Below are 24,271 nucleotides of genomic sequence, written 5' to 3' on the forward strand. Positions count from 1 at the left end.
ATCTTAATATAGGTGGAAAAACTCCTAACCCATTTGAAAATATTGAGATGGATTTCTCACAGCTTACTATGTTTGCAAGCTCTACTTCTTCTAAGATAGAGTCGACCATGGGTGATGTAGATGGTAACGGAAAAGGTAAGATGAAGGGAACTATGAAGGGAGCTACCATAGATAATTCAGGTAAGATTTATGGTTCTTATGATAATGGTGACCTTAAACTCCTCGGACAGATTGCTGTAGCCGGTTTTAAGAATCCGGGTGGTCTTGAGGCAGTAGGAAATAGTAACTTTGTGGAGACTATGAACTCAGGCAGCTTTGATGGTGTAGGTAAGGATGTTACTACTGATGGAGGTAAGATTAGTACAGGTATGCTTGAGATGTCTAATGTAGACCTTGCTGCTCAGTTTACAGATATGATTACTACCCAGCGTGGTTTCCAGGCTAACTCAAGAACTATAACTACTACAGATTCAATTCTTGAAGAGCTTATTAACCTTAAGAGATAATCAATAAAAAATATAGGAGATTTTTAAGAAACTTCCTATTAAATAATGATGAACAGCCACAGAAATGTTTCGGTGAAATATTCTGTGGCTGTTTGCATGTTTAGGTACAATTTGATATACTGTATAATTAAATATTCATAATTAAGAATAGGAAGAAAAGATACAATGACATTTGATGTTATAATACCTACATACAAACCAAGTTCTGAATTAAAAGAGCTGCTGAAGGGATTGCTAATTCAAACACTGAAACCTGCTAATATTATAATTATTAATACAGAAGAGAAGTTTTGGAAGAAGGAATTTGAGGAAATTATCCCAATAAAAGTAATTCATATTAAGAAATCTGAATTTGACCATGGAGCTACCAGGAGGATGGGAGCTGACATGTCGGAATCGGAGGCTTTTATATGCATGACTCAAGATGCAAGACCAAAAGATGGAAGACTGTTTAGTAACCTAATATCTGCTTTTGAGGATGAAAAAGTTGCAATAGCCTATGCCAGACAGGAAACAGACGAGAAGGCAGGGGAAATAGAAAGATATACAAGAGAATTTAATTATCCAAATAAGGATAAGGTTAAATCAAAAGAAGATATAAAAACTATGGGGATAAAGGCTTGGTTTAATTCAGATGTATGTGCGGCTTATAGGAAGAAAGTGTACAATGAGGCAGGAGGCTTTGTAAAGCGTACCGTATTTAATGAAGATATGCTGATGGCGGCTAAGGTTATGGAGATGGGATATAAGGTAGTGTATAAAGCCGATGCGAGAGTGGTGCATTACCACGAATATACAATGGGGCAGCAGTTTCATAGGAATTTTGACTTAGGGGCATCTCATAGGGAGTACAAAGAAGTATTTGAAAAGGTTTCCTCATATAAAGAGGGCAGCAGATTGGTTAAAGATACAGCATTTCATTTGATAAAGGTGGGCAAATTTTACTTGATACCAAAGCTTGTATTTCACAGTGCAGCAAAGCTAATCGGGTATAAACTTGGTAAAAAATATGATAAACTGCCAAAGAATTTGGTACAAAAATTCTGCATGAATAAGGATTATTTTAAATGATAGCTATAATAATGGGAACTTATAATGGAGAAAAATACATTAGAGAGCAGATAGATTCTATACTTACTCAGGATTATTCTGAGTGGAAACTCTTTGTATTTGATGATGGCTCGAAAGATGGTACAGAAGAAATAGTGGCTGACTATGTGGAAAAATATCCTGATAAGATATATTTTCAAAAAAATAAAAAAAATTTTGGAGCTGCCGGTAATTTCTTTAACGGTATAAAGGAGGCGGTAGGATTTTTTTCTGTAGCAGAGTATTTTTGCTTTTCAGACCAAGATGATGTATGGGTAAAAGATAAACTCAGCCGTTCACTTGTTAAGATAAAGGAGATAGAAAGGGGAAGACCTGCACTGGTATTTTCAGATGCAGCTATTACTGATAAAAATTTAACAATAACAGCTTCTTCGTATTTTGAGGCGGAAAAAGTGGATAGGACAAAAATTTCGCTTAATTATTTGCTTATGGAAAATAAGTTTATTGGCGGTACGATTATGATTAACAAGGCTCTTTTGGAGGTTGAACTTGCGGCGGAGAAAAAAGGTTTGATACCATATAAAAAGGCCAAAATGCATGACTGGTGGTTTGGGCTGATTGCAGCAGGACTTGGCGAAATTGGCTATGTGGATGGATTTACAGAGTATTACAGGCAGCATGAAAACAATGTAGTTGGTGGAGAGAGCTTTAACTCTTATGTAAGAGCGAGGCTTAGTAAAATAGATGAAATAAGGCAGAGGATTAACCAAAATATAGAGCAGGGTGAGGAATTTTTGAAGTATTTTGGAGATAATCTTTCTGATGCTGACTTAAAGATTGTAAAAGAGTTTGCAAAACTTAAGGATATGGGATTTTTTGGAAGGAAAATCAGTATAATTAAAAATAAATTTCTAAAATCAGGCTTTATAAGAAATATAGCTTTATTTATTTTTGTGTAGGAGACTAAAATGAAGATTTCAACTAAGGGGAGGTACGGCCTTAAGGCGGTACTTGACATAGCCATGCATGATGAGGCTGCATCAGTAAGCAGTATAGCAGCAAGACAGTTTATTTCTGAGAATTATTTGGAAAGACTAATAGCGATGCTTAAAAAAGCAGGAATAGTAAATAGCTTAAGAGGGGCGCAGGGAGGTTATGTGCTTGCAAGACCTGCTGAGGAAATATCAGTAGGAGAGGTATTAAGAGCTTTGGAGGGGGATTTAAACCCTGTGGACTGTGCAGAAATAGACGGCTCGCTTTGCGAAGGTTCAGATACCTGTGTGACTAAGTTTGTATGGAAGAGGATTGCAGACAGCATTAATCAGGCAGTAGACAGCTTAATGATATCTGAACTTGCAAGAGATGGTAAGAACTTACTGGAAGAAAATATGTCTGGAAGAAATATGAGTTGTAATAAAAAATAAAAGATTGCACACAATATAAAATATATGTGAAAATCAGAAAAGGTGAGAAATGTCGAATAAAGTAGCTGTTGGCCTGTCGGGAGGTGTAGACTCTTCAGTAGTAGCTTATCTGCTTAAAAAAGCAGGTTATGAGGTGTACGGAGTCACTATGGATATATGGAATAAAGGTGATGTCGATGCTTCAACCAGTAACTGTCTTGGAGCAAGGGATAAAGAAGATGCAATAAAGGTTGCAAATGCTTTGGGGATACCATATAAAATAGTAGATGTAAAAGACAAATTTAAAGAAAATGTGATGGATTATTTTGCTGATGCATATAAGAATGGACAGACACCTAACCCTTGTACTCTATGTAATAGGATGGTGAAGTGGGAAGCACTTTTTGAGGGCGCAAAGTATTTCGGTGCGGACTTTGTGGCAACGGGGCACTATGCAAATATAAGGAAACTTCCTAATGGAAGATATACTATTGTAAATTCTCAGTCGGCAACAAAGGATCAGACATATGCTCTCTGCAATCTCACACAGGAGCAGCTTAAAAGGACTCTACTTCCTCTTGGAAGTTATGAAAAAGATGAGGTGAGGAAAATTGCTATTGATGCAGGAATAGAGATTGCAAAAAAGCCGGATAGTATGGAAATATGCTTTATACCTGATGGAGATTATGCAGGTTATCTTGAAAAAGAATATGGAATTGTAGCAAAAAGAGGGAAGTTTGTAGATGTAGATGGTAAGGTGTTGGGTGAACATAGAGGAATTGTGCATTATACAGTAGGGCAGAGAAAGGGGCTTGGTATGGCTTTTGGCAAGCCTATGTTTGTAAAAGAAATAAGACCGGAGAGTGATGAGGTGGTGCTTTCGGATAATGATGGGCTGTTTAGTACAAGAGTTTTAGCGGAAAAAATTAATTTTATGGCTGAAACAAGGGAAGAAATAGAGAATGTACATAAGGAATATATGGCGAAAATAAGATATAATCATAAGGGTGGGAAATGTAGACTTTCCTTTGAGGGTGAGAATATAGTAGTAGAATTTTTAGAACCACAGCGAGCTTCTGCCCCGGGTCAAACCCTAGTTGTCTATAATGAGGCAGGAGAAGTAGTCTGTGGTGGACAGATAATTAGAAGTTGATTTTAATAGGCTTTCTGTTTTCGTAGATATAATACCCGTCAAATTCCAGTTCTTTTAAAAGAGTTTCACATTTATCAAAATCATAGGCAAGATGTTCAGGTTGATGACCGTCTGAGCCTATGGTTATTTTTTTGCCCCCAAGTTTTTTATAGCGTTTTATTACTTTACTACGAGGGTTAGGTGATTCAAGTCCATATTTATAGCCGGCACTATTTATTTCTAAAGCCTTGTCAAGCTCTATTATTTTCATCAATATTGGGTCAATGAGGTCAGCATATTCTCTGTATGAATAATGTCCATCTGTAGGATTGCCTGCTTCATCTCTTATATACCTAAAGATATAGTCAAGATGGCCAAGGGCATCAAAATCAGTAAATTTAGTTATCATTTCAAGCATGATTTCAAAATATCTTGTGATAGCAGCCTTTCTGTCATGGTAGAGCCAAAATTCGGGATAGTATGGATCAAAGCCATCTATCAGGTGGACAGAGGCAATTACAAAATCAAAATTGTGCTCATTTATGAGTTTTTTGTATTCAGGGAGGGCTCTTTCACATAAGCCAAGTTCTATTCCTGTTAAAATATTTATCTTATTTTTATAGGCTGTTTTAAGCTTATTAATTTTATTTAAATAATCAGGAAGATCAAGTTTAAAAATATTGATGGAATTTCCACTGTCATCAACAGTTTCAGGATAGTAAAGGTCTTCATGCTCGGTAAGGCAATAATGCTTAAGTCCAAGAGCGATAGCCTTTTCAAGCTGGGTTTCTATGGGAACTTCAGAGTCCCCTGAAAAGGCTGAATGGGTGTGCATATCTGCAATTATCATAACGTCCTCCTATATCTGCCTGATTCCTGAAATATCAGAATCAGCAGTAAGTGAATAATTTGTGTAGTATACTACAAAGCCTGGCTTTGCTCCATTTGGCTTTTTGACTTCTTTTTTCTGAACATAGTCTACCTCATGTTTTGTTCCGTCACCTGTAGGTAGAGAAGAGGTATTGACAGAAGAATAGTGTACGGCTAGTTTACCGGCCTCTTCAAATGTTCTATCAGGAACTTCTCTGCCATTTGTTATTAGTATGACATGAGAGCCTGCACATTTCTTGGCATGAAACCACCAATCACTGTTTGTGGCTAGCTTAAAAGTAAGGTAATCATTTTGAATATTATTTTTGCCAACAAAAATATCAAAACCGTCACTTGAAACAAAATGAAGAGGAATTCCCTTAGCCTCCTTAGCTTTGCCCTTTTTACTACTTAATGCAGTCTTTTTGGCATATCCTGCATTTTCAAGTTCTTTTCTGATTTCTGCGAGGTCATCTTCGTTTTCTGCCATATCAAGTGATATTTTTATTGAATCTAAATGATTTAATTCCAGATTGGCCTCTTCCTGCTGTATTAATACAGCCTCATAGGTGCGTTTTTGTCTTGCATATTTATCAAAATATTTTTTTGCATTTGCCATTACAGGGATGGATGTATCAAGATTTATACTAACTTCCTTACCGGAATAATAGTCTGTACAGATAAGGACTTTATCACCTTCTTTAGCTTGATAACCGTAGGTTGTAATTAGTTCTCCATATATCCTGTATTTATCTCTGTTTGCAGTATCCCTAAGCTGTTTTGCAAAAATATCCAATTTATTTGAAGTTCTTGAAATTGCATTTGTAATAAGCTTTCTAAGGTCTGTTGATTTTTGTCTTATTCTATCAGACTTATCCTTAGAATTATAAAACTCTTCAAGCAGAGAAGAAATATCCGAAAAAGCTTTGTGTTCTAAATTATCATAAATATGAAGATTAAAAACTGAAAAAGCTTTTGGAGTCTCATTTTTGTTATAATAAATGATAGGGCTGAATTTATCACTTTTTATATAATTTATAAAAATTAAAAAATTTTTGAAGAGCGAGTTTATATCTGCCTCACTAAGCGAGGCAGTGGATTGGTCTGCATCTAAGCCGGAGAGAAGGCAGATTTCATTGGCAAGCTGTGGGGAAAAGCCTGTAAGTGAGGTATAAATAGATTTTCCTATGGAGCTTGGCTTTACTGCAATCACATTGGTAAAGTAATTAATATCTGCTTTAAGTGGATTAATTCTACCTTCTTGTGGAGGTACAAAGTAATTTTTTCCGGGTAAAATTTCTCTTACGGAACTTACTAACATTGATATATGTTTGATGCTGTCAATAACTCGTTCTTCATTATCAAGAAGTATGATGTTACTGTATTTTCCCATAAGCTCTATTACAAGATGTTTTACAGATAAATCTCCCATTTCATCTAAATGCTCGGTTTTTAAGCGAATAATTCTTTCAAATTCAGGCTGATAAACTTCCAAAATCTTAGCATTTCCAAGATGTTTTCTAAGCAACATACAGAAGTTAGGTGCAGTCATAGGAGATTTTCTGTTTTCGCTTGTAATATAGGCAAGAGGCAGGGAGGCATTGGCAGACAGAAAAAGTTTGTACTGAGTTCTGTTGTTTTTTACAGTAAGCACAAGAGCATCTTTTTCAGGCTGTGCAATCTTAGTAATATATCCACCTGTTAGACAGTTTTTAAGTTCGTATGTTATTCCTGCCACTACGCATCCGTCAAATGACATTGTATATCCTTTCTAATTTGAATTGATTATATATTTTTCTTCAAACTCATTGGCCGGTACAGGCCTGCCCCATATATACCCCTGTATTTCATCACAGCCAAGTTTTTTCAAAAGGCTGAGTTGATTTTCATCTTCAACACCCTCAGCAATGGTTTTCAATTTTAATCCGTCCGACATCATTATTATAGCCTTGATTATAAGCTGAGAGTTTTCATCATTTTCAATATTATCAATTAGCTCTTTAGCTATTTTCAAACGGTCAAAGTTAAGAGTTTTGATATAACTGAGAGAAGAGTATCCTGTACCGAAATCGTCTATGGAAGTCTTTATTCCCAAATCTGACAATTCATTAAAAATATGCTTGTTTTCGTCATTAAAATGCATATAGCTACTTTCTGTAAGTTCTAAGTCTATCCACTCTGTTCTTATGCCGGAGGTTTCCATCTGAGATTTAAACCATTCCATAAAGTTATCATCTTCTATCTGTTTAGGAGAAACATTTATGCTGATTCTGAGATTAGTATTATATTTTTCATTCCACTCTTTAATCTGTGCAAAAGATTTGTGCATAACAAGCTTACCAAGTGCAATAATATCTCCGGTATCTTCTATTACAGGTATAAAGTGCATAGGAGATATAAGCCCCTTTGTCGGATGAATCCATCGTATTAGAGCCTCCATTCCGATAAGTGTTTTATCTTTAATAGAAAATTGAGGCTGAAAGTACAAAATAAACTCCTGTTCGAGGTTTGCGTTTTTGTACATAAGTTCTATTTCTTGCCGTTTACTAAAAAACTCAAGCATTGACTTTTTAAAAAATGAATACCGGTTATTATTTATGCTATTTTTAATGCTATATTTTGCTATATCAGCATATCTTATCAATTCTTCCTTATCGTTTGAATCATCCGGATAAAGAGAAATACCTATGCTGGCCTTTAATTTAAGCATATATGGCTCGATAGATAAAGGGGCATTGAATAGGTTCAGTATCTTTTCTGCAAATGTGGATATGGTGTCTAAAGGAATATATCCCTTTAGAATAAGTATGAATTCGTCACCACCAATACGGAAAAGCTGTCCGTTATCAGGGCATATAGTTCTAAGTTTGTTTGCTAAAGTTTGAAGAACTTTATCGCCTACATCATGTCCGTAAGAATCGTTGATAAATTTAAATCTATTGATATCTATACACATAAATACAAAAGGCTGTTCATATTTTGTCATTTCATCAATAAAAGTAGAAAAATACTTATAACTGTTAAGGCCTGTAAGACTGTCAGTATTTGAGATTTCCTCAAGCTTTTTATATGAAAGGGTGAGATCTCTCGTACGTTCTTCAACCAGTTCTTCGAGTTTTGTTCTATTTGCCTGCTCTGCCATAAGAAGGGTTTTATTTACTTCCTGAAAGCGTATTGTTGCAGTACATCCCCAATACACAATACAACTGAAAACTATGATTTGAAGGATTTTTATTGTTATAAAACCTTCTATGAAAAGGAAAGATATGATTATTCCTAGGAAGATGAAGGTTTTTTTAGGAGTTTTCAAGTTTTTGGATAATTTAGTGTCGTCAAAAGGAATTGTATTCTCAGGGTGATTGGACTCGTATACGGCACCTATTGTAAATAATAAGGAAGAAAGCTTGTAGAAAAAGTCAAGCAAACTCCTGTTCAATGGCAGTTCCATAAGTATGTTATAGGCAAAAATATAGTCTGAAAGAGAATAGATAAGGATGGCAATCAGTGGGAATATAAGCTTTTTATGAATGTTTTTAAAGCCGGTAGACAGCAATAACAAGGCACAGACGCTGAGTATGAAAAAGTCTAAGAACACATAGACCATAATAACCCAATTGCTGTAGCCTAAGTTTTCTAATTTGCGATTGCCACTAATAAATAAAGACCATATTATGATAAATCCTATAATTGATATTATAAACATATCAGAAAAGAACTGATACTTATTCCAATTTTTTAAAGAAGTAAACACAAATACTATAAGACATCCAACATATAGGGCGTTAGGAATAAGATAAATTACATCTGTAACATGACTTATAAGCCCTGAAGGCAGGGCGTATAAAAAGCTTGATAAAGCATCAGAAATAATGGCAGCTAGATAAATCTTATAATATTTTTTATTTTTGCCTATATATTTTATAGAAATTCCAAAAATAAAAATAATGAACACGTCTATTGAACTGCTGGTAACAAAGGAAACCTTATTATCTATAAATAAAATTCGTATTAAATGAAGTGATAAAATAGCAAAGAGAGGATACAATAATAGCTTTCTTATGCTTTTATCATTTAACATAACTTCATCCCTCCCATAATAAAATACCTATAGTAAATAATTATTATAACATATTAGCAGTATGTATAGCAAGAATTGCAAGAAAACTAAAAAAAATAATTTGCTATTGACAAATTAATTTTCATCCATTATAATGTCTATTGTCGTTTTGAGAGAAATCTTGAGGCTGATATGGCGAAGTAGCTCAGCTGGCTAGAGCACACGGTTCATACCCGTGGTGTCGGGGGTTCAAGTCCCTCCTTCGCTAGGTATAAGATGTCTGAGTTACAGAGATGTAATCAGGCATTTTTTTTATTTAATTTAGAAAATTCTCACCAATTTTCTAATTAAACAAAAACTCTCCGAGGAATACAAATTTTTCGGAAGGGAAGTTTATCTCACCAAAAGGAGGGTTTTATGGAAAGAAGGGATAAGATAAACTATTATCTTGATATAGCAGAAGTAGTGTCGCAGAGAAGTACCTGCCTTAGAAGACATTACGGAGCGGTTATAGTAAAAAACGATGAGGTTATTGCGACAGGATATACAGGAGCACCGAGAGGAAGAAAAAACTGTTCAGACTTAGGTTTTTGTATGCGTGAAAAATTAAAAGTTCCAAGAGGGGAACGATATGAACTGTGTCGCAGTGTACACGCAGAGCAAAATGCTATAATAAGTGCCTCCCGAGAAGAACTTATTGGCAGTGACATATATTTGGTAGGTATTGAGACTAAAGATGGCAGCTATGTAGCAAATGCAAATAGCTGTTCTATGTGTAAAAGAGTAATAATCAATGCAGGAGTTGAAAGAGTCTACATAAGGGATGATAAGGATAAATTTAGAGTAGTGATTGTAAATGATTGGATAGAAAATGATGACTCTTTAAGTGGAATGTTTGGGTACTAACAGGGGGAAGAGATTTGAAGTATTATATTTCAGATTTACATTTTTTTCATGAGAAATTAAATACAGAAATGGATAATAGAGGTTTTGGCAGTATTGAAGAGATGCATGACTACATTATAGGCAGATGGAATCGAAAGGTAAATAGAAGGGATGAGGTATTTATACTTGGAGATTTATCTTTTGGAAAGGCAGAAGAAACAAATGAGGTTCTAAAAAAACTGAATGGGAAAATCAGCCTTATAATAGGAAACCATGACTATAAACTCATCAAAAAAACCGATTTTGATAAAAGCCGTTTTGAATGGATTAAAGAATATACAGAAATTTCAGATAATGATAGAAGAATTATACTTTGCCATTATCCGGTTATGTGTTACAATGGTCAGTACAGGCGTACTAAAGAGGGCGAACCTAAGACTTATATGGTTTATGGACATGTGCATGATACCCATGACCAGAGGCTTATGGAACAATTTGTTAAAATTACAAGAGAGTATAATGTAATTAACAAAGATGGGAGTAAAAAAGACATCCCATGCAATATGATAAATTGCTTTTGTATGTATTCAGATTATGAGCCTTTGTCGTTAAATGAGTGGATTAGTTACTGGAAAGAAAGAGGAATGGTTGAATAGATGAGAATAGGAAGTGGATATGATGTTCACCGAATGGTGGAAGGAAGAAAATTAATCCTTGGAGGAGTTAATATTCCTTATGAAAAGGGACTTTTAGGACATTCAGATGCAGATGTATTAACCCATGCTGTAATGGATGCTCTTTTAGGAGCAGTTGCAGAAGGAGATATTGGTAGGCATTTTCCTGATACTGATGAGAGATACAAAGATATTGACAGTATAAAGCTCTTGGTGGCAGTTAGAAAAATAATTGAAGATAAGTTGTATGTGATAGAGAACATAGATGCTACCATTATGGCTGAAAAGCCTAAACTCGCATCATACATACCTGAAATGGTAAAAAATATAGCAAAAGCTCTCTGCATAGAAGAGAGTCAGGTAAATATCAAGGCTACTACAGAAGAGGGACTTGGTTTTACAGGAAGTGGCGAGGGGATGAAGGCGCAGGCAGTATGTCTTCTTAAGGAAATGATAAACGAAGATGATTATATGATGGGTGGCTGTGGAAGTTGCGGTGGCTGTGGAGGTTGTCACTAAGGATGGGATTTATTAAATTTTTAAAAGAGGAGTCGGCGGCTATACTTCAGAGAGACCCTGCTATTAAATCAAAGCTTGAAGTCTTACTCTATCCGGGTTTTAGGATAATGCTTAGATATCGCATCGCTCATAGACTGTACTTAAAAGGGCATTATCTTCTTGCAAGAAAGATAATGCAAAAAGGTGCGGATAAGATGGGAATAGATATACATCCGGGAGCAACAATAGGTAATAACTTTTTTATTGACCATGGCATAGGAGTTATTATCGGAGAAACAGCAATAATAGGAGATAACTGTACCATATATCAGGGGGTAACTCTTGGCGGTACAGGAAAACAAACCGGCAAAAGACATCCTACCATAGAAAATAATGTTATGATAAGTGCCGGAGCAAAGGTTTTAGGAAATATTACTATTGGGAATAACACAAAGATTGGAGCAGGTAGTGTGGTACTTAAAGATATTCCACCTAATTCTACAGTTGTAGGAGTACCCGGTAGAATTGTAAAACGCAACAATATTAAATGTGAGCAGATAGATCTTGATCAGGTTCATCTTCCTGACCCTGTATCAAGAGATATAGATGAATTAAGGGAAGAAAATAGGAAGTTAAGAAAGAAGATAGAAAAATTAACAAAGAGTTTTGAAGAATTGAAGAAGGGGCAGAATAATGAAAATACATAATACACTTACAAATAAAGAAGAGGAATTTATACCTTTAGAGGAAGGTAAAGTCAAAATGTATGTATGCGGTCCGACAGTGTATAATTTCATGCATATAGGGAATGCAAGACCTATAATTATATTTGATACTGTTCGAAGATATTTTGAGTATAAGGGTTATGAAGTTAATTATGTATCTAATTTTACAGATGTGGATGATAAAATAATAAAAAGAGCAAATGAAGAGGGTGTAACAGCCGTAGAAATATCAGAGAAGTACATTGAAGAGGCAAAGAAGGACATGGATGGTTTAAATGTTCTTCCTGCTACCAAGAATCCAAAGGCGACTGAAGAAATTGAGGGCATGATTAAAATGATAGAGGAGCTTATAAAAAGAGGTCATGCCTATGCTAAAAATGGAAGTGTGTATTTTAAAACCAGAAGTTTTGACGGCTATGGAAAACTTTCGAATAAAAATATTGATGACCTTGAGGCGGGAGCAAGAATTGCGGTAAATGATGAAAAGGAAGATCCCCTTGATTTTGTGCTTTGGAAGCCTAAAAAAGAGGGTGAGCCTTTTTGGTTATCTCCTTGGGGAGAGGGAAGACCCGGATGGCATATAGAATGCTCAGTTATGAGTAAAAAATACCTTGGTGAACAGATAGACATCCATGCGGGGGGAGAAGACCTTATTTTCCCACATCATGAAAACGAGATAGCACAGAGTGAGGCGGCTAACGGAAAAGATTTTGCAAGATACTGGATGCATAATGGTTATCTTAGGATAAATAATGAGAAGATGAGCAAGTCTCTTGGTAACTTTATAACCATCAGAGATGTGAGCAAGGAGTATGACCTTGGTGTGCTAAGATTTTTCATGCTTGGTGCACATTACAGAGGACCTATAAATTTTAGTCATGAGTTGATGGAAGCGGCAAAAACAGGACTTGAAAGAATTATAAATGCTGTATCAAACTTAGATTTCTTACTTGAAAATGCAAAAGATAAGGAGTTATCAGAGACTGAAAAAGAAGTGTATGCCAAGGCATTGGCATATAAGGCGGATTTTGAATCAGCTATGGAAGCGGACTTTAATACAGCAGATGCAGTATCGGCAGTATTTAACCTCGTGAAGCTTGCTAATTCTGAGATAAGTGCAGACAGCTCTAAAGAACTGGTTAAAGAGGTAAGGAAGCTTATCGTGCTTTTATCGGATGTACTTGGAGTTAAGGTAGTTAAGGAAAAAGAAATCTTAGATGAGGAAATAGAGGCACTTATTAAAGAAAGAACCGAGTCAAGAAAGGCTAAGAATTTTGCAAGGGCTGATGAAATAAGAGAAATACTTATATCAAAAGGTATAGTCTTAGAAGACACCAGAGAGGGAGTTAAGTGGAAGAGAATATAGCTTTATCAGAACTTTCGACAAACAGTATAGATAAGTTTTTTGGAATTGAAAGTAAGGATTTGAGAAGTTTTTCACCTCTTACACTAGCTTACATAGGCGATGCAGTTTATGAAATAATAGTTCGAACTATAATCGTGGAGAAAGGAAATGCTCCGGTAAATAAACTTCATCATAAAGCAAGTTCTTTGGTGAAGGCTTTGGCACAAAGGGAGGCTATGGAAAAAATATTGCCATTTTTGACAGAGGAAGAAGAAACTGTTTACAAACGTGGTAGAAATGCAAAATCATATACTTCTGCCAAAAATGCAAGTATCATAGATTATAGAGTGGCTACGGGATTTGAGGCACTTGTAGGTTTTTTGTATCTTGCAGGAAGAAATGCAAGACTTTTGGAGTTAGTAAAGGTTGGCGTAGGAGATAAAATTAAATGAGAAGGGAGCAATATGGGAGATAAATTTTCGGAAAATGAAGAGGAGAGCCTTATAATATATGGAAGAAATGCTGTATTAGAGGCTTTAAGGTCGGGAAGAGATATAGACAGGCTATATGTACAGGAGGGGAATCCTGATGGTACTTTGCAGTCTATTATAAGAACGGCTAAAAAGATGAATATTATCATTAATTTTGTAAGCAGGGACAGGTTAAATAAATATGCTGAGGGTGATAAACATCAGGGGGCTGTGGCCATGGCAGCAGCCTATAACTATGCTGAGGTTGAAGATATTTTAAATGCTGCAAAAGAAAAAGGAGAACCTCCTTTTATTATAGTTCTTGATGATATAGAAGACCCACATAATCTTGGAGCAATTATAAGAACGGCGAATCAGGCTGGGGCGCATGGTGTAATTATTCCTAAAAGACATGCAGTAGGGCTTACTGCTACTGTGGCAAGAACATCAGCCGGAGCAATTAACTACACTCCGGTTGCAAAAGTTACCAATATAAGCCGTACCATAGAAGAACTTAAGGAAAAAGGAATTTGGTTTGCCTGTGCAGATATGTCGGGAGATATAATGTATAATTGCAATCTTACAGGGGCAATAGGCTTAGTAATCGGCTCAGAAGGAAGTGGGGTCAGCAGGCTTGTTAAAGAAAAATGTGATTTTGTAGTGAAGATACCAATGTTTGGACAGATTGACTCCTTAAATGCCTCGGTGGCAGCAGGGGTGCTTTCTTATGAGATTGTAAGGCAGAGGATGATGCAAAAATAAGGAAATGGACGTTGTATGGATTTTGAAAAATTTTCAGATGAAGAGCTGTGTAAAAGGGCAAAAGAGGGAGATAAGGAGGCAGAAAATTATCTCTTAAATAAGTATAAAAATTTGGTAAGAGGTAAGGCAAAGACATTATATCTACTTGGCGGCGACAGAGAAGACCTTATTCAAGAGGGCATGATAGGGCTTTTTGTAGCAGTAAGAGATTTTGACGGTAGTAAAAATGCAAGTTTTTCGACCTTTGCCAATCTAGTATGTGAGCGTAGGATGTATAATGCTATAAAGGCAGGACAGGCAGGCAAAAATCTACCGCTTAATACCTATGTTTCTCTATATGCAAGTGAAGATAGTGAGGAAATAAAACTTATAAATAATCTTCGTGCCAGCAGCTTTTTTGAGCCTGAGGGTTTTGTTATTGATAAAGAAAATACTATGTTTTTACTGGAAAAACTTAGCAAATCTCTTTCAAAACTTGAAGAAGAGGTACTGGATTTATATCTTTCAGGTAAAGATTATAAGAAAATTGCAGATTTGTTAGAAAGAAGTCCGAAGTCCATAGACAATGCCTTAGTAAGGATTAAGGCTAAGTTCAAACAGGTGATAGATAGCGAGAAGTAGGAGAACCTATGAGTGAGATATTTAAAATATATTTAACTGATTTGAATCTTGAGCAGATAGCTGATTCGGGTCAGATTTTTAGAATGAAGGAAGAATCAGAAGGTGTTTATAGAGTTTGGTTTAGAGAATATACTACTTTAGTAGAAGAAAAAGATGGAGAGTTTACTTTCCATTGCAGTGAAGATGAATTTAAGTCGGTTTGGTATGATTACTTTGACTTAGGAACAGATTATTCTGCTATTAAGGCATTGGTAGATGAGAAGGATGAGTATTTAAAATCTGCTGTAGCCTATGGGTTTGGAATCAGGATATTAAGGCAGGATTTATGGGAAATGATAATTTCGTTTATGATTTCTCAAAACAACAATATACCTCGGATAAAAAACAGTATAGCAAAACTTTGTGATTTAACTGAGGATGGAAGTTTCCCGTCACCGGAGATTTTAAGTAATGTATCTGTAGAAGAATTACACTCATACGGTTTAGGATATAGAGATGAGTATATACATAAAATGGCAGTTAAAACAGCTACCGGAGAGTTTGTTCCTGAAAGTCTGATAGGACTTCCTTACGAAGAAACGAAAAAACTGCTTATGAAGGAACTTGGGATAGGTAAAAAGGTAGCAGACTGCATCTGTGTATTCGGTTTGCATCAGCTTGATGCATTTCCGATAGATACTCATGTAAAACAAATACTTGCATCGCACTACGAAAATGGTTTTCCGTTTGAGAGATACAAGGGATACTCAGCAGTAATGCAACAGTATATGTTTTATTATGACCTAAATAATAAAAAATTAAAATAAAGATTTTAACACCATCCGCCGTCTAAGCCGATAATTTGACCGGTGAGATAAGTATTTTCGTTACAAAGATCGAAGGCGAGTTTGGCTACTTCATCAGGCTTACCAAGTCTTGATGATGGAATTTCATCTATAAGGCAGTTAAGCTCTTCTTCATCTAGGAAACTATTCATTTCTGTTGCTATAGCTCCACAGGCTATTGCGTTTACCTGAATACCGCTTGGAGCAAGCTCTTTAGCGAGGGCTTTGGTGAGCGAGTTCATTCCACCTTTGCTGGCAGAATAGGCAACTTCCATAGAAGCACCTACATTTCCCCAAACAGAGGAGATGTTAAGGATTTTTCCGGATTTTTTATATACCATATCAGGAATGACCAAAGAGGAAAGGTTGTAGACGGAAGTCAGGTTTGAACTTATAACTTCGTTCCACTCATTAGGAGTCATTTCGGAAAAAAGTCCAATGTGGGAAATGCCTGCGTTATTTATTAGGATATCTACAGAACCTAAGATTTTTTTTGTTTCGGATATAAAATTTTTGCAAAATTCATAATTACCTACATCTCCGAGCATTGAGAGTACAGGAACATTATAAGAAAGAAGTTCATTCTTGGTTTTCTCAAGTTCAGTGCTTGATTTTCTTGAATTTAGGGCAATTTTATAACCCTCTTTTGCAAAATATAAGGCGAGGGCTCTTCCTATTCCTCGGCTGGAACCGGTTATTAATACTGTTTTATTCATGATAATGCTCCTTAGTTTTAGGTGTATCATATAAGTAATTGTACACTATTTTATATAATAGTGTAAATAGTTTTAAATTGTGCTATACTAAGTAGTAGTATTGGCATAATTTTTTGCTTAATTAAGGAATTTATAGGAGGAAAATAAAATGAAGAATAAAATATTTTCAGTTATTTTGACTGTAGTAGTATGTATGTCATCAATATTTGATTTAAATGTTTACGCAGCAGTTAAAAGCTATCTTTATATTTCTAAGAAACCTGTTTCAACGAAGACAATTTATGTTGGTGAAGAAGGAGTTAAGTTAAAATATAATATTAATGGAGTAAAAAAAGGAATAAAGGGGACATGGAAGTCTGATAATCCTAAAAAAGTTAAAGTTAGTAAAAACGGCATATGTACGGCTAAGGCAAATGGTAAGGCAACTATAAGTTTTAATTGTATATATAAAAGAAAAAAATATAGCCTTAAATGCAGGATGACAGTTGAAACTGAGGCAGGTGAGATTAGTCTGGTAAATGAAAAGAAGAATACTAATGAAGTAAGTTTAGAGATTGGCAGTACTCATAAATTTAGTTCGAAAATTCTTCCTACAGATGAGGCACTTGAGGTAAATAGCAAGATAAAATCGACCTATAAGGTCTTTTATCAATTGTTTGCAGATGAGGACTGTACCAAGAAGACAAAACTTGGGGAGATTAATGGAAAAGGGGAATTTACTGCCGGAGATAAGGCAGGAGTTTTGTATGTGAGGAGTTCAGCAAAGAAAAAGAAAAAGGCAGCAGATGATGTAGTAAGCGATGTCATTAAAATAAACATTACAGAGCCTAAACAGGAGGAAACGGTAAAAGAGGATTCAAAAAAGGAAGAAACTAAAAAAGAAGAAAATAATAAGCCTGCTCAAACTGTTGATAAATCAAATCCGACAAAAATTGAAATATCATCAAATGCAACCATGACAGATACAACTCAAAAGAATGGAGTATATTTTGCAACTGCGTATTTTAAAATTTTTGACGGAAATGGTAAGGAGATTACTGCTAGAGAGGATATAGCAAATGACAGATTTAATGTAGAATGGAATGGAAATAAAATTCCTGTTTCAGAATCTGGAAAGGTAAGTTTGCTTTTTCCTGCATCACTTCCTAATACTCCTAGTCCGATAGGAACTTCAGGGGCGATTAAGATAAGCTATAAGAATAAAGATGGCAGTGAGATTAAAGATGAAAAGAATGTTGTGATTGCGCCACCGGCTATTATTACAACAGCAGAATTAAAAGGGATTTATAAATGTAATTTTAGTACAACAAATGGTTCGATATATTATGAGACAGTAATGGACAAAGATACAGTACGGCTTAAAAATGGTGATGAAATTAAAGATTTTGGAAGTTCTGCTTGGGTCAATATGAATAAAGACAGTTATTATTTGCTTATTAAGGCGACAGATAGTTATGGAAATAATATTAATTCTATGGGGCTTAGGGATTATAAATTAAATGTGGATGTTACAGGTAGTGCAATTGTAAGTGTTGATACTGTGCTAGAAAATGGAGTGGAGACAAAAGAGTCAATCCGTCCTATAACGATTGATGGAGTAAGTTACCTCACATATCCTTTAAGAGAAACAAAGGTTAAGTCTGGAGAAATGATAATTACAATTCAGGGAGGTGCAGTAAGACAGGTTATAAAGAAAACTATAACAGATGGAAGTTCGTTAATGACATTTTTTGTTACAGCAGGAACTACCTATATTGGAGAAGATAATATATTGCAGTATTCTCTATATACCTCAAGTGGAACAGCAATTAAGGAATATAATTCGGTAATCCATTATTTAGGGCTAAAAGATGAGTTTTCGGCAGGAAGAATTATACTGCCATATGATTCGGAGATTATTTCCTCTTCTAAAGGCTCAACCTTTTCGATTATAAGGAATGAAACTACCAGAGAGGCAGAACTGCATTACATGCCAAATGTAAATGTATTGATAAATAATGAGGGAAGAATGCAGGAATTTGGACTGGATGAGATAACAGTAATGAAAAACAGAGGAAAAAATCTTGAACAGAAATCATCCATAGGAGTTAGCCAAAAGAGGAGATGATGGTTAAAAAGGTAATAAAGGTATTTATATTTACAACAATAATAGTAATGTTGGCAGTGATAGCTGTGTTAGCTCTATATATTGTAAAGTTTAAAGATGCAGATAATAAGTCTTATAATCTAATAAAAAGTACGCTTAAAATAGAAAAAGATGGTAAAACAGGGATTTTAACTAAGGAACTTCCGAATGTTGAAGAGGAAGAGGTATTGCGTGGAATAATTTTTATTGGTGACAAAAGGGATGCAAACTTGATAAGTTCTGCATATTTTGTCAATTTTGATAAGCAGGAAAATAAAATAGGCTTTTATAATTTTACAGGAGATTTAATGCTTGAAGTGTCAAATGAACTATACAAAGAATTGTCCTCTTCTATAGCAGACCTGCCACAGGTTTTGAGACTTTCACACCTGTATAAATATAGCAAAAATAAGCAGGGGCTGAAGGCAGGAATGTTTATGCTTGAGAATTATTTTGAGCTGGGAATGTCACACTATCTCTTTTTAAAGGCAGAGGATGCAGATAAAATATTTTATTTCAATGCAAAAGGTGAGTCTACATTTTTACAAGATTTTGTAACTTCAGTTATACATGGAAACGACAAAGCCAAGGTAGACTTTGTAAATGCTATTTATAATAACAAATACACAGATGTTAAGAAGAAGGCTTATGTAAATTTATTAAAAAAGCTGAAAGAGGTGAAGACTGAGGATGTTAAATTTATAACAATTAAAGGCGAAAGGTTTGATAATGGAACAGTTGTAAATAAGGATGTTTTATCTCAAATACTATCCTCAGAAAAATAATAAAATAAACAGAGAGGTTGTTATTAAAATGATTCAAACAATTACAAAATTACAAAATTCAAAGTACAGGAGGCTTTTTGATATAGTCTTAATCTTTGTAGGCACACTTTGTATGTCGGCTCCGGTTAAGCTGATTTACGAGCCGATGAAGATGGTTATGGGAGGTTTTGGAGGCTTTGCAATAGTAATAAAATATTTTGCAGAAGGTTTTGGGCTTGATATTCCGGTATGGTTTAGTAATGCAGTATTAAATATTCCGGTATTCATTATAGCTCTAATTGTGCTAGGGAAAGATTTTGTGGCAAAGACATTTCTTGGTGCAGTAACTTTTGCAGTATGGCTCTATGTTATTCCTACTTATGACATATGTGGGGGAGATTATCTGTTGGCAATAGCCGTTGGAGGTCTTTTAGATGGTGTGGGAATAGGACTTATTTTCCTCACTAATTCAACCAGTGGTGGTACCGATATGGTGAGTGCAATTTTGCATAAGTTTTTAAAGCATTATTCAGTCCCTAGCATCCTTTTTGGAGTGGATGGGTTAATAGTAGTTTTAGGTGCCTTTGTACTTGGATTCAGAAATGCTATGTATGGTATTTTAACCATTTATGTGCTTACCAAGATTTCTGATACTATGTTAGAGGGTGTGAAATTTGCAAAATTAGTTTATATAATTTCAGATGAGTACGAAAAGATAGCAAAGCTTATTATGAGTGAGATGGACAGAGGAGTTACGGCTATATCTGCGAGAGGAATGTACACTAATAAAGATAAGAGTATGCTTTTTTGCGTAGTTGGCAAAAAGGAAATTGTAAAACTTAAGGAGATAGCTGTGGTCACAGATCCAAAGGCTTTGATTATAGTGAGTGATGTAAGGGAGGCATTTGGAGAGGGATTTATTGAATACAAACATGACAGTGCTGTAAAGTAAATATTGCCCAATAAATACGACAAAAATTGTGCAAGTTTTCTGTATTTTGTATACTTTAAACGTTTTTATGACAAAAGTAACAAAAAACATCTCTTTATTTTGTGTAAAAAAAGAATAGTTTAGTTTGCAGCAATAGTGTATTATTTATACATAGATTTTGTAGTGTTATTATTATCTTGCATAGATTAAAATCTAAAAAGAAAATGTATTAAAAGGGAGGCTGTTATGGCAAGTTTATCTTTAAGAAATGTTACCAAAAAGTATCCAAATGGTTTTGAGGCAGTTAAGGAATTTAACCTTGAAATCGCAGACAAAGAATTTATTATTTTCGTAGGACCTTCAGGTTGTGGTAAGTCTACTACACTTCGTATGATTGCCGGTCTTGAGGAAATTTCAGGCGGTGATCTTTTGATTGGTGATAAGAGGGTCAATGATGTTGAGCCTAAGGATAGAGATATTGCAATGGTATTCCAGAACTATGCTCTTTACCCACATATGTCAGTATTTGACAACATGGCATTCGGTCTTAAGCTTAGAAAGACTCCAAAGGAAGAAATAAACAGACTTGTTAATGATGCAGCTAGAATCCTTGATCTTGAGAAACTTCTTGATCGTAAGCCTGCAGCTCTTTCAGGTGGACAGAGACAGCGTGTAGCTATGGGTCGTGCTATAGTTCGTAACCCTAAGGTATTCCTTATGGATGAGCCTCTTTCAAACCTTGATGCTAAGCTTCGTGTACAGATGCGTATTGAGATTAGTAAACTTCATCAGAGACTTGAGACAACCATCATCTATGTAACACACGATCAGACTGAGGCTATGACACTCGGAACAAGAATCGTAGTTATGAAAGATGGATATATACAGCAGGTAGATACTCCTCAGAACCTTTATGAGCATCCTGTTAATAAGTTTGTTGCAGGTTTCATTGGTTCTCCTGAGATGAACTTTATAGATGCATTAGTGAAGAAGGATGGAGAGGGTGCAACTCTTGAATTTGCAGGATTTAAGATTAAGCTTCCTAAAGAGAAGGCTAAAAATCTTCTTAATGGTGGTTATGATGGAAAGACTGTTGAGTTCGGTATCCGTCCTGAAGATATACATGATGAAGAAGTATTTATCAACAACTCACCTGATACTACTTTTGATGCTACAATCAAAGTATATGAGCTTCTTGGTGCAGAAGTATTCCTTTACTTCCCTGTTGGTGATGTAGAATTTACAGCAAGAGTAAATCCTCGTACAACAGCAAGAGTAGGAGATGCTGTTAAGTTTGCTCTTGACCTTTCAAAGATGCATATATTTGATAAGGATTCAGGTCTTGCAATTGAGCTGTAATTAAAAAGTTAATGATAACCTAAGAGTTTATGCTTTTAGGTTATTTTTATGTAATTTATCGAATAGTTCGTATGTATGTAAAGTGTGTATAAATCGTACACTATAAAAAATATTAAATTAGTAAGGGGACAATATGAAAAAGATAAATAGATTTGTAAGAAGCAGAAGCATATGTCTTTTCTTGACAGTAATGCTTGTATCTGCCCTGTTCTTATCTATAGAAACAAAAGCTGGAAATATGTATTTTTTTGATGACAACCGTTTTTCTGAAGGTCTTGTCCGTATAAGAAACAGTGAATATTATATATATGCAAAACATGGCTTTATGGATAAAAAGGGAAAAATAGTGATTCCGTTTGAGTATGACTGGGCAGGGAGATTTAGAGAAGGTCTGGCAGCTGTTGAAAAAGATGGTAAATGGGGATATATAGATAAAGAAGGAAAGCTGATTATTCCGTTTGTGGAATGTGATTTTGCAGATGATTTTCATGAAGGCATTGCAAAACTGGAATATGGCGATGAAGTTTTTTATATAAATAAAGAAGGTAAAACAGTAATTAAACTGAAAGAATATGAGGAGGCCAGCGCTTTTAGTGATGGCTTAGCCAGAGTTAAGATAAAGTATGGACAGTATAAATATATAGATAAAGAGGGAAATGTAATAATATCGATTAAAGGTTATGATTTGGCGGAGGATTTTAAAGAGGGTCTGGCTCTGGTTAAAAAGAAAGGGGCATTCGGATTTATTAACAAAAAAGGTAAAGTTGCAATACCGCTAAAGTATAATGAGGCAAGTTCTTTCAGTGAAGGACTGGCAGCAGTAAATTATGATTTGGAAAACGCAAGAGCGAGAGCTGACGGGTATATAGATAAAAAGGGAAAGCTGATAACCAAATGGGCATATTATAGTGCCGGAGATTTTAAAGAAGGCTTAGCCCCTATCAGAGATGACAGGATGTGTTTTATAAATAAAAAAGGAAAAAAAGTTATAGATTCATCATATAATGAAGCCAACTCGTTTAGTGAAGGAATGGCAATGGTAGAAAAATATGGAGACTATTCTGATTCTTGCGGATTTATAGATAAAAAAGGAAAGCTGATTATACCGCTTAAATATGATTATGCTTATGATTTTAAGGAGGGTCTGGCTTTAGTAATGAAAGGTGGCAAAAGCGGATTTATAGACAAAAAAGGCAAGGCGGTAATACCAATCAAATATGGATATATCGAAAGAAAATAAGATTTATTTATGAGGGAGAAATATGATGAAGAGAAAATTAAATATTTTTTTAGTAATCCTGATGCTCTGCAATTTAATTTTACAATATGAAGTAAAGGCAGGAAAAGGATATGTGCTGGGTGAGAGCCTTGGAGAGGGGCGTATTCTCATAGGAGAAAATAACTCAGATGATGCAAAAGTGGGAATGATTGATGAAAATAATAAGATTATACTCGAAGTAAAGTATGATTTGATAGGAAAGTTTTATGAGGGCTTAGCTGTAGCTGTGATAGACAATAAAAAATTTTATATAGATAAGAATGGCAAAGATGTTTTAGAACTAAAATATAATTATGTAGAAGATTTGGAAAATGGACTGACTCTGGTAAGAGACGATGATCTGTACGGCTGCATAGATAGGGAAGGGAAGGAAGTAATACCAATAAAATATGATAATATAGGCGAGTTTGTGGATGGACAGGCTAAAGCTGAAAGGGAAGGAAAAAAGGTATATGTCAATTATAAAGGCGATGAAATAGAAAAAACTCCATTTATATTTAAGGGGAAAGGTTATGTGCATGATTTTAATAACGGAGTAGCTTTAGTAAATGACAATTTGAGTAAATATGGACTGGAAAACAGATATGGATATATAGACGAGAAAGGCAAGGTTATAACTCCGTTTGAGTATGATTACGCAGAGGATTTTAAAGATGGCTTAGCTATTGTCCATATCTGGCCTGACTATTACTATATAAATACTAAGGGGAAAAAGATAAGTGAGGGCTATGCTAATATAAAAAAGTTCAGTGAAGGCATGGCGGCAGTGGGAAGCGGATTAATGGGATGGCATTATGGCTATATAAATAAAAAAGGCAAAAAAGTAATACCTTTGGAATATGAAGAAGCAGGAGAATTTCATGAGGGTTTAGCCGCTGTTGGAGATGAAGGCAAGTATGGATATATAAATAAAAAAGGCAAGAAAATAACTAAGTTAAAATATGACAGGGCTGATGATTTTAGTGAGGGCAAGGCTGCAGTAAAAAAAGGAAAGAAATATGGTTATATAGATAAAGCTGGCAAAGAAATTATACAAATGAAGTATGATGAGGCATATGAGTTTAAAAATGGCATAGCCTTAGTAAAGAAAAATGGTAAATATGGTTATATAGATAAAAAAGGCAAAATAGTAATACCATTAGTATATAAAGGAATGTATTGATGAAATGAAGATGGAAAACTAATATAAAATTGGCCAGCCCCATTAGAAAATTTTAATAAGGGTCGGCTTTTCTTTACTTTTCTATAAATGAATGGTAAAATTACAATAAGGTT

General features: G+C 35.0%; 24 protein-coding genes and 1 tRNA gene. 21 read left to right on the forward strand and 4 right to left on the reverse strand.

Annotated features, from left to right (window positions below; all coding sequences use genetic code 11):
* The 5 genes from ACTTG8_RS06665 to mnmA all read left to right on the forward strand — a co-directional run.
* On the forward strand, positions 1-506 hold a 506-nt coding region (locus ACTTG8_RS06665; protein ID WP_442561347.1), incomplete at its 5' end, for a flagellar hook-basal body complex protein.
* Positions 507-671: 165 nt separating this feature from the next.
* Positions 672-1,577, forward strand: a complete 906-nt coding sequence (locus ACTTG8_RS06670) for a glycosyltransferase (RefSeq protein ID WP_442561348.1) — start codon at positions 672-674, stop codon at positions 1,575-1,577.
* Positions 1,574-2,515 carry a glycosyltransferase family 2 protein gene (locus tag ACTTG8_RS06675; protein ID WP_442561349.1) on the forward strand — a complete coding sequence of 314 codons (942 nt, stop codon included), beginning with the start codon at positions 1,574-1,576 and terminating at the stop codon, positions 2,513-2,515. Before ACTTG8_RS06670 ends, ACTTG8_RS06675 begins: the two co-directional genes overlap by 4 nt.
* Positions 2,516-2,524: 9 nt before the next feature.
* Positions 2,525-2,980, forward strand: a complete 456-nt coding sequence (locus tag ACTTG8_RS06680; RefSeq protein ID WP_442561350.1) for an RrF2 family transcriptional regulator — start codon at positions 2,525-2,527, stop codon at positions 2,978-2,980.
* Positions 2,981-3,029: 49 nt separating this feature from the next.
* The gene (gene mnmA / locus ACTTG8_RS06685) at positions 3,030-4,112 is read left to right on the forward strand and encodes a tRNA 2-thiouridine(34) synthase MnmA (RefSeq protein ID WP_442561351.1); all 1,083 of its coding nucleotides are present in this window, start codon (positions 3,030-3,032) and stop codon (positions 4,110-4,112) included.
* Here the strand turns inward: mnmA and ACTTG8_RS06690 are convergent.
* From ACTTG8_RS06690 to ACTTG8_RS06700, 3 genes are read right to left on the reverse strand one after another with little or no spacing between them, the layout of a single operon-like run.
* Entirely contained in the window at positions 4,102-4,941 is an 840-nt protein-coding gene (locus ACTTG8_RS06690; protein ID WP_442561352.1) for a histidinol-phosphatase HisJ family protein, read from the reverse strand. The genes mnmA and ACTTG8_RS06690 overlap by 11 nt on opposite strands.
* Before the next feature lie 9 nt (positions 4,942-4,950).
* Positions 4,951-6,720 carry an Rqc2 family fibronectin-binding protein gene (locus tag ACTTG8_RS06695; RefSeq protein WP_442561353.1) on the reverse strand — a complete coding sequence of 590 codons (1,770 nt, stop codon included), beginning with the start codon at positions 6,718-6,720 and terminating at the stop codon, positions 4,951-4,953.
* A 12-nt stretch (positions 6,721-6,732) separates the two neighbouring features.
* Complete coding sequence (locus ACTTG8_RS06700) at positions 6,733-9,039, reverse strand: putative bifunctional diguanylate cyclase/phosphodiesterase (protein WP_442561354.1); 2,307 nt, start codon at positions 9,037-9,039, stop codon at positions 6,733-6,735.
* 173 nt (positions 9,040-9,212) lie between these two features.
* Between ACTTG8_RS06700 and ACTTG8_RS06705 the strand changes: the two genes are divergently transcribed.
* The 10 genes from ACTTG8_RS06705 (at position 9,213) to ACTTG8_RS06750 (ending at position 15,804) form a co-directional block, all read left to right on the forward strand.
* A tRNA-Met gene (locus ACTTG8_RS06705) sits at positions 9,213-9,286 on the forward strand.
* A 149-nt stretch (positions 9,287-9,435) separates the two neighbouring features.
* Positions 9,436-9,924, forward strand: a complete 489-nt coding sequence (locus ACTTG8_RS06710; RefSeq protein WP_442561355.1) for a deoxycytidylate deaminase — start codon at positions 9,436-9,438, stop codon at positions 9,922-9,924.
* Positions 9,925-9,938: 14 nt separating this feature from the next.
* Positions 9,939-10,559 (forward strand): metallophosphoesterase family protein, encoded by a 621-nt coding sequence (locus ACTTG8_RS06715; RefSeq protein ID WP_442561356.1) that lies wholly within the window; start codon positions 9,939-9,941, stop codon positions 10,557-10,559.
* Positions 10,560-11,096 (forward strand): 2-C-methyl-D-erythritol 2,4-cyclodiphosphate synthase, encoded by a 537-nt coding sequence (gene ispF, locus ACTTG8_RS06720; RefSeq protein WP_442561357.1) that lies wholly within the window; start codon positions 10,560-10,562, stop codon positions 11,094-11,096.
* 2 nt (positions 11,097-11,098) lie between these two features.
* A complete protein-coding gene (gene cysE, locus ACTTG8_RS06725; protein ID WP_442561358.1) occupies positions 11,099-11,782 on the forward strand; it encodes a serine O-acetyltransferase in 684 nt (227 codons plus the stop codon).
* Positions 11,769-13,166, forward strand: coding sequence for a cysteine--tRNA ligase (cysS, locus tag ACTTG8_RS06730; RefSeq protein ID WP_442561359.1), 1,398 nt, complete (start codon positions 11,769-11,771; stop codon positions 13,164-13,166). The genes cysE and cysS overlap by 14 nt, the downstream gene beginning before the upstream one ends.
* Positions 13,151-13,597, forward strand: coding sequence for a Mini-ribonuclease 3 (locus tag ACTTG8_RS06735; protein ID WP_442561360.1), 447 nt, complete (start codon positions 13,151-13,153; stop codon positions 13,595-13,597). Before cysS ends, ACTTG8_RS06735 begins: the two co-directional genes overlap by 16 nt.
* Positions 13,598-13,609: 12 nt before the next feature.
* On the forward strand, positions 13,610-14,377 hold the full coding sequence (rlmB, locus tag ACTTG8_RS06740; RefSeq protein WP_442561361.1) for a 23S rRNA (guanosine(2251)-2'-O)-methyltransferase RlmB: 768 nt from the start codon (positions 13,610-13,612) through the stop codon (positions 14,375-14,377).
* Between the two features lie 15 nt (positions 14,378-14,392).
* The gene (locus tag ACTTG8_RS06745) at positions 14,393-14,998 is read left to right on the forward strand and encodes a sigma-70 family RNA polymerase sigma factor (RefSeq protein ID WP_442561362.1); all 606 of its coding nucleotides are present in this window, start codon (positions 14,393-14,395) and stop codon (positions 14,996-14,998) included.
* A gap of 8 nt (positions 14,999-15,006) precedes the next feature.
* Positions 15,007-15,804, forward strand: a complete 798-nt coding sequence (locus ACTTG8_RS06750; RefSeq protein ID WP_442561363.1) for a DNA-3-methyladenine glycosylase family protein — start codon at positions 15,007-15,009, stop codon at positions 15,802-15,804.
* Between the two features lie 5 nt (positions 15,805-15,809).
* Here the strand turns inward: ACTTG8_RS06750 and ymfI are convergent, their stop codons facing one another.
* The gene (gene ymfI, locus ACTTG8_RS06755) at positions 15,810-16,541 is read right to left on the reverse strand and encodes an elongation factor P 5-aminopentanone reductase (protein WP_442561370.1); all 732 of its coding nucleotides are present in this window, start codon (positions 16,539-16,541) and stop codon (positions 15,810-15,812) included.
* A gap of 145 nt (positions 16,542-16,686) precedes the next feature.
* Between ymfI and ACTTG8_RS06760 the strand changes: the two genes are divergently transcribed.
* The 6 genes from ACTTG8_RS06760 (at position 16,687) to ACTTG8_RS06785 (ending at position 24,158) form a co-directional block, all read left to right on the forward strand.
* Positions 16,687-18,645: an Ig-like domain-containing protein gene (locus tag ACTTG8_RS06760; protein ID WP_442561364.1), complete on the forward strand. Its 1,959-nt coding sequence runs from the start codon at positions 16,687-16,689 to the stop codon at positions 18,643-18,645.
* Positions 18,642-19,448, forward strand: coding sequence for a hypothetical protein (locus tag ACTTG8_RS06765; RefSeq protein WP_442561365.1), 807 nt, complete (start codon positions 18,642-18,644; stop codon positions 19,446-19,448). Before ACTTG8_RS06760 ends, ACTTG8_RS06765 begins: the two co-directional genes overlap by 4 nt.
* 28 nt (positions 19,449-19,476) lie before the next feature.
* On the forward strand, positions 19,477-20,379 hold the full coding sequence (locus ACTTG8_RS06770) for a YitT family protein (RefSeq protein ID WP_442561366.1): 903 nt from the start codon (positions 19,477-19,479) through the stop codon (positions 20,377-20,379).
* 225 nt (positions 20,380-20,604) lie between these two features.
* The gene (locus ACTTG8_RS06775; RefSeq protein WP_442561367.1) at positions 20,605-21,717 is read left to right on the forward strand and encodes an ABC transporter ATP-binding protein; all 1,113 of its coding nucleotides are present in this window, start codon (positions 20,605-20,607) and stop codon (positions 21,715-21,717) included.
* A gap of 133 nt (positions 21,718-21,850) precedes the next feature.
* The gene (locus tag ACTTG8_RS06780; protein ID WP_442561368.1) at positions 21,851-22,957 is read left to right on the forward strand and encodes a WG repeat-containing protein; all 1,107 of its coding nucleotides are present in this window, start codon (positions 21,851-21,853) and stop codon (positions 22,955-22,957) included.
* Between the two features lie 22 nt (positions 22,958-22,979).
* Entirely contained in the window at positions 22,980-24,158 is a 1,179-nt protein-coding gene (locus ACTTG8_RS06785; protein WP_442561369.1) for a WG repeat-containing protein, read from the forward strand.
* The last annotated feature ends 113 nt before the right edge of the window (positions 24,159-24,271 follow it).

It is taken from the genome of Catonella sp., assembly GCF_052173895.1.
Taxonomy (GTDB): domain Bacteria; phylum Bacillota; class Clostridia; order Lachnospirales; family Lachnospiraceae; genus Catonella.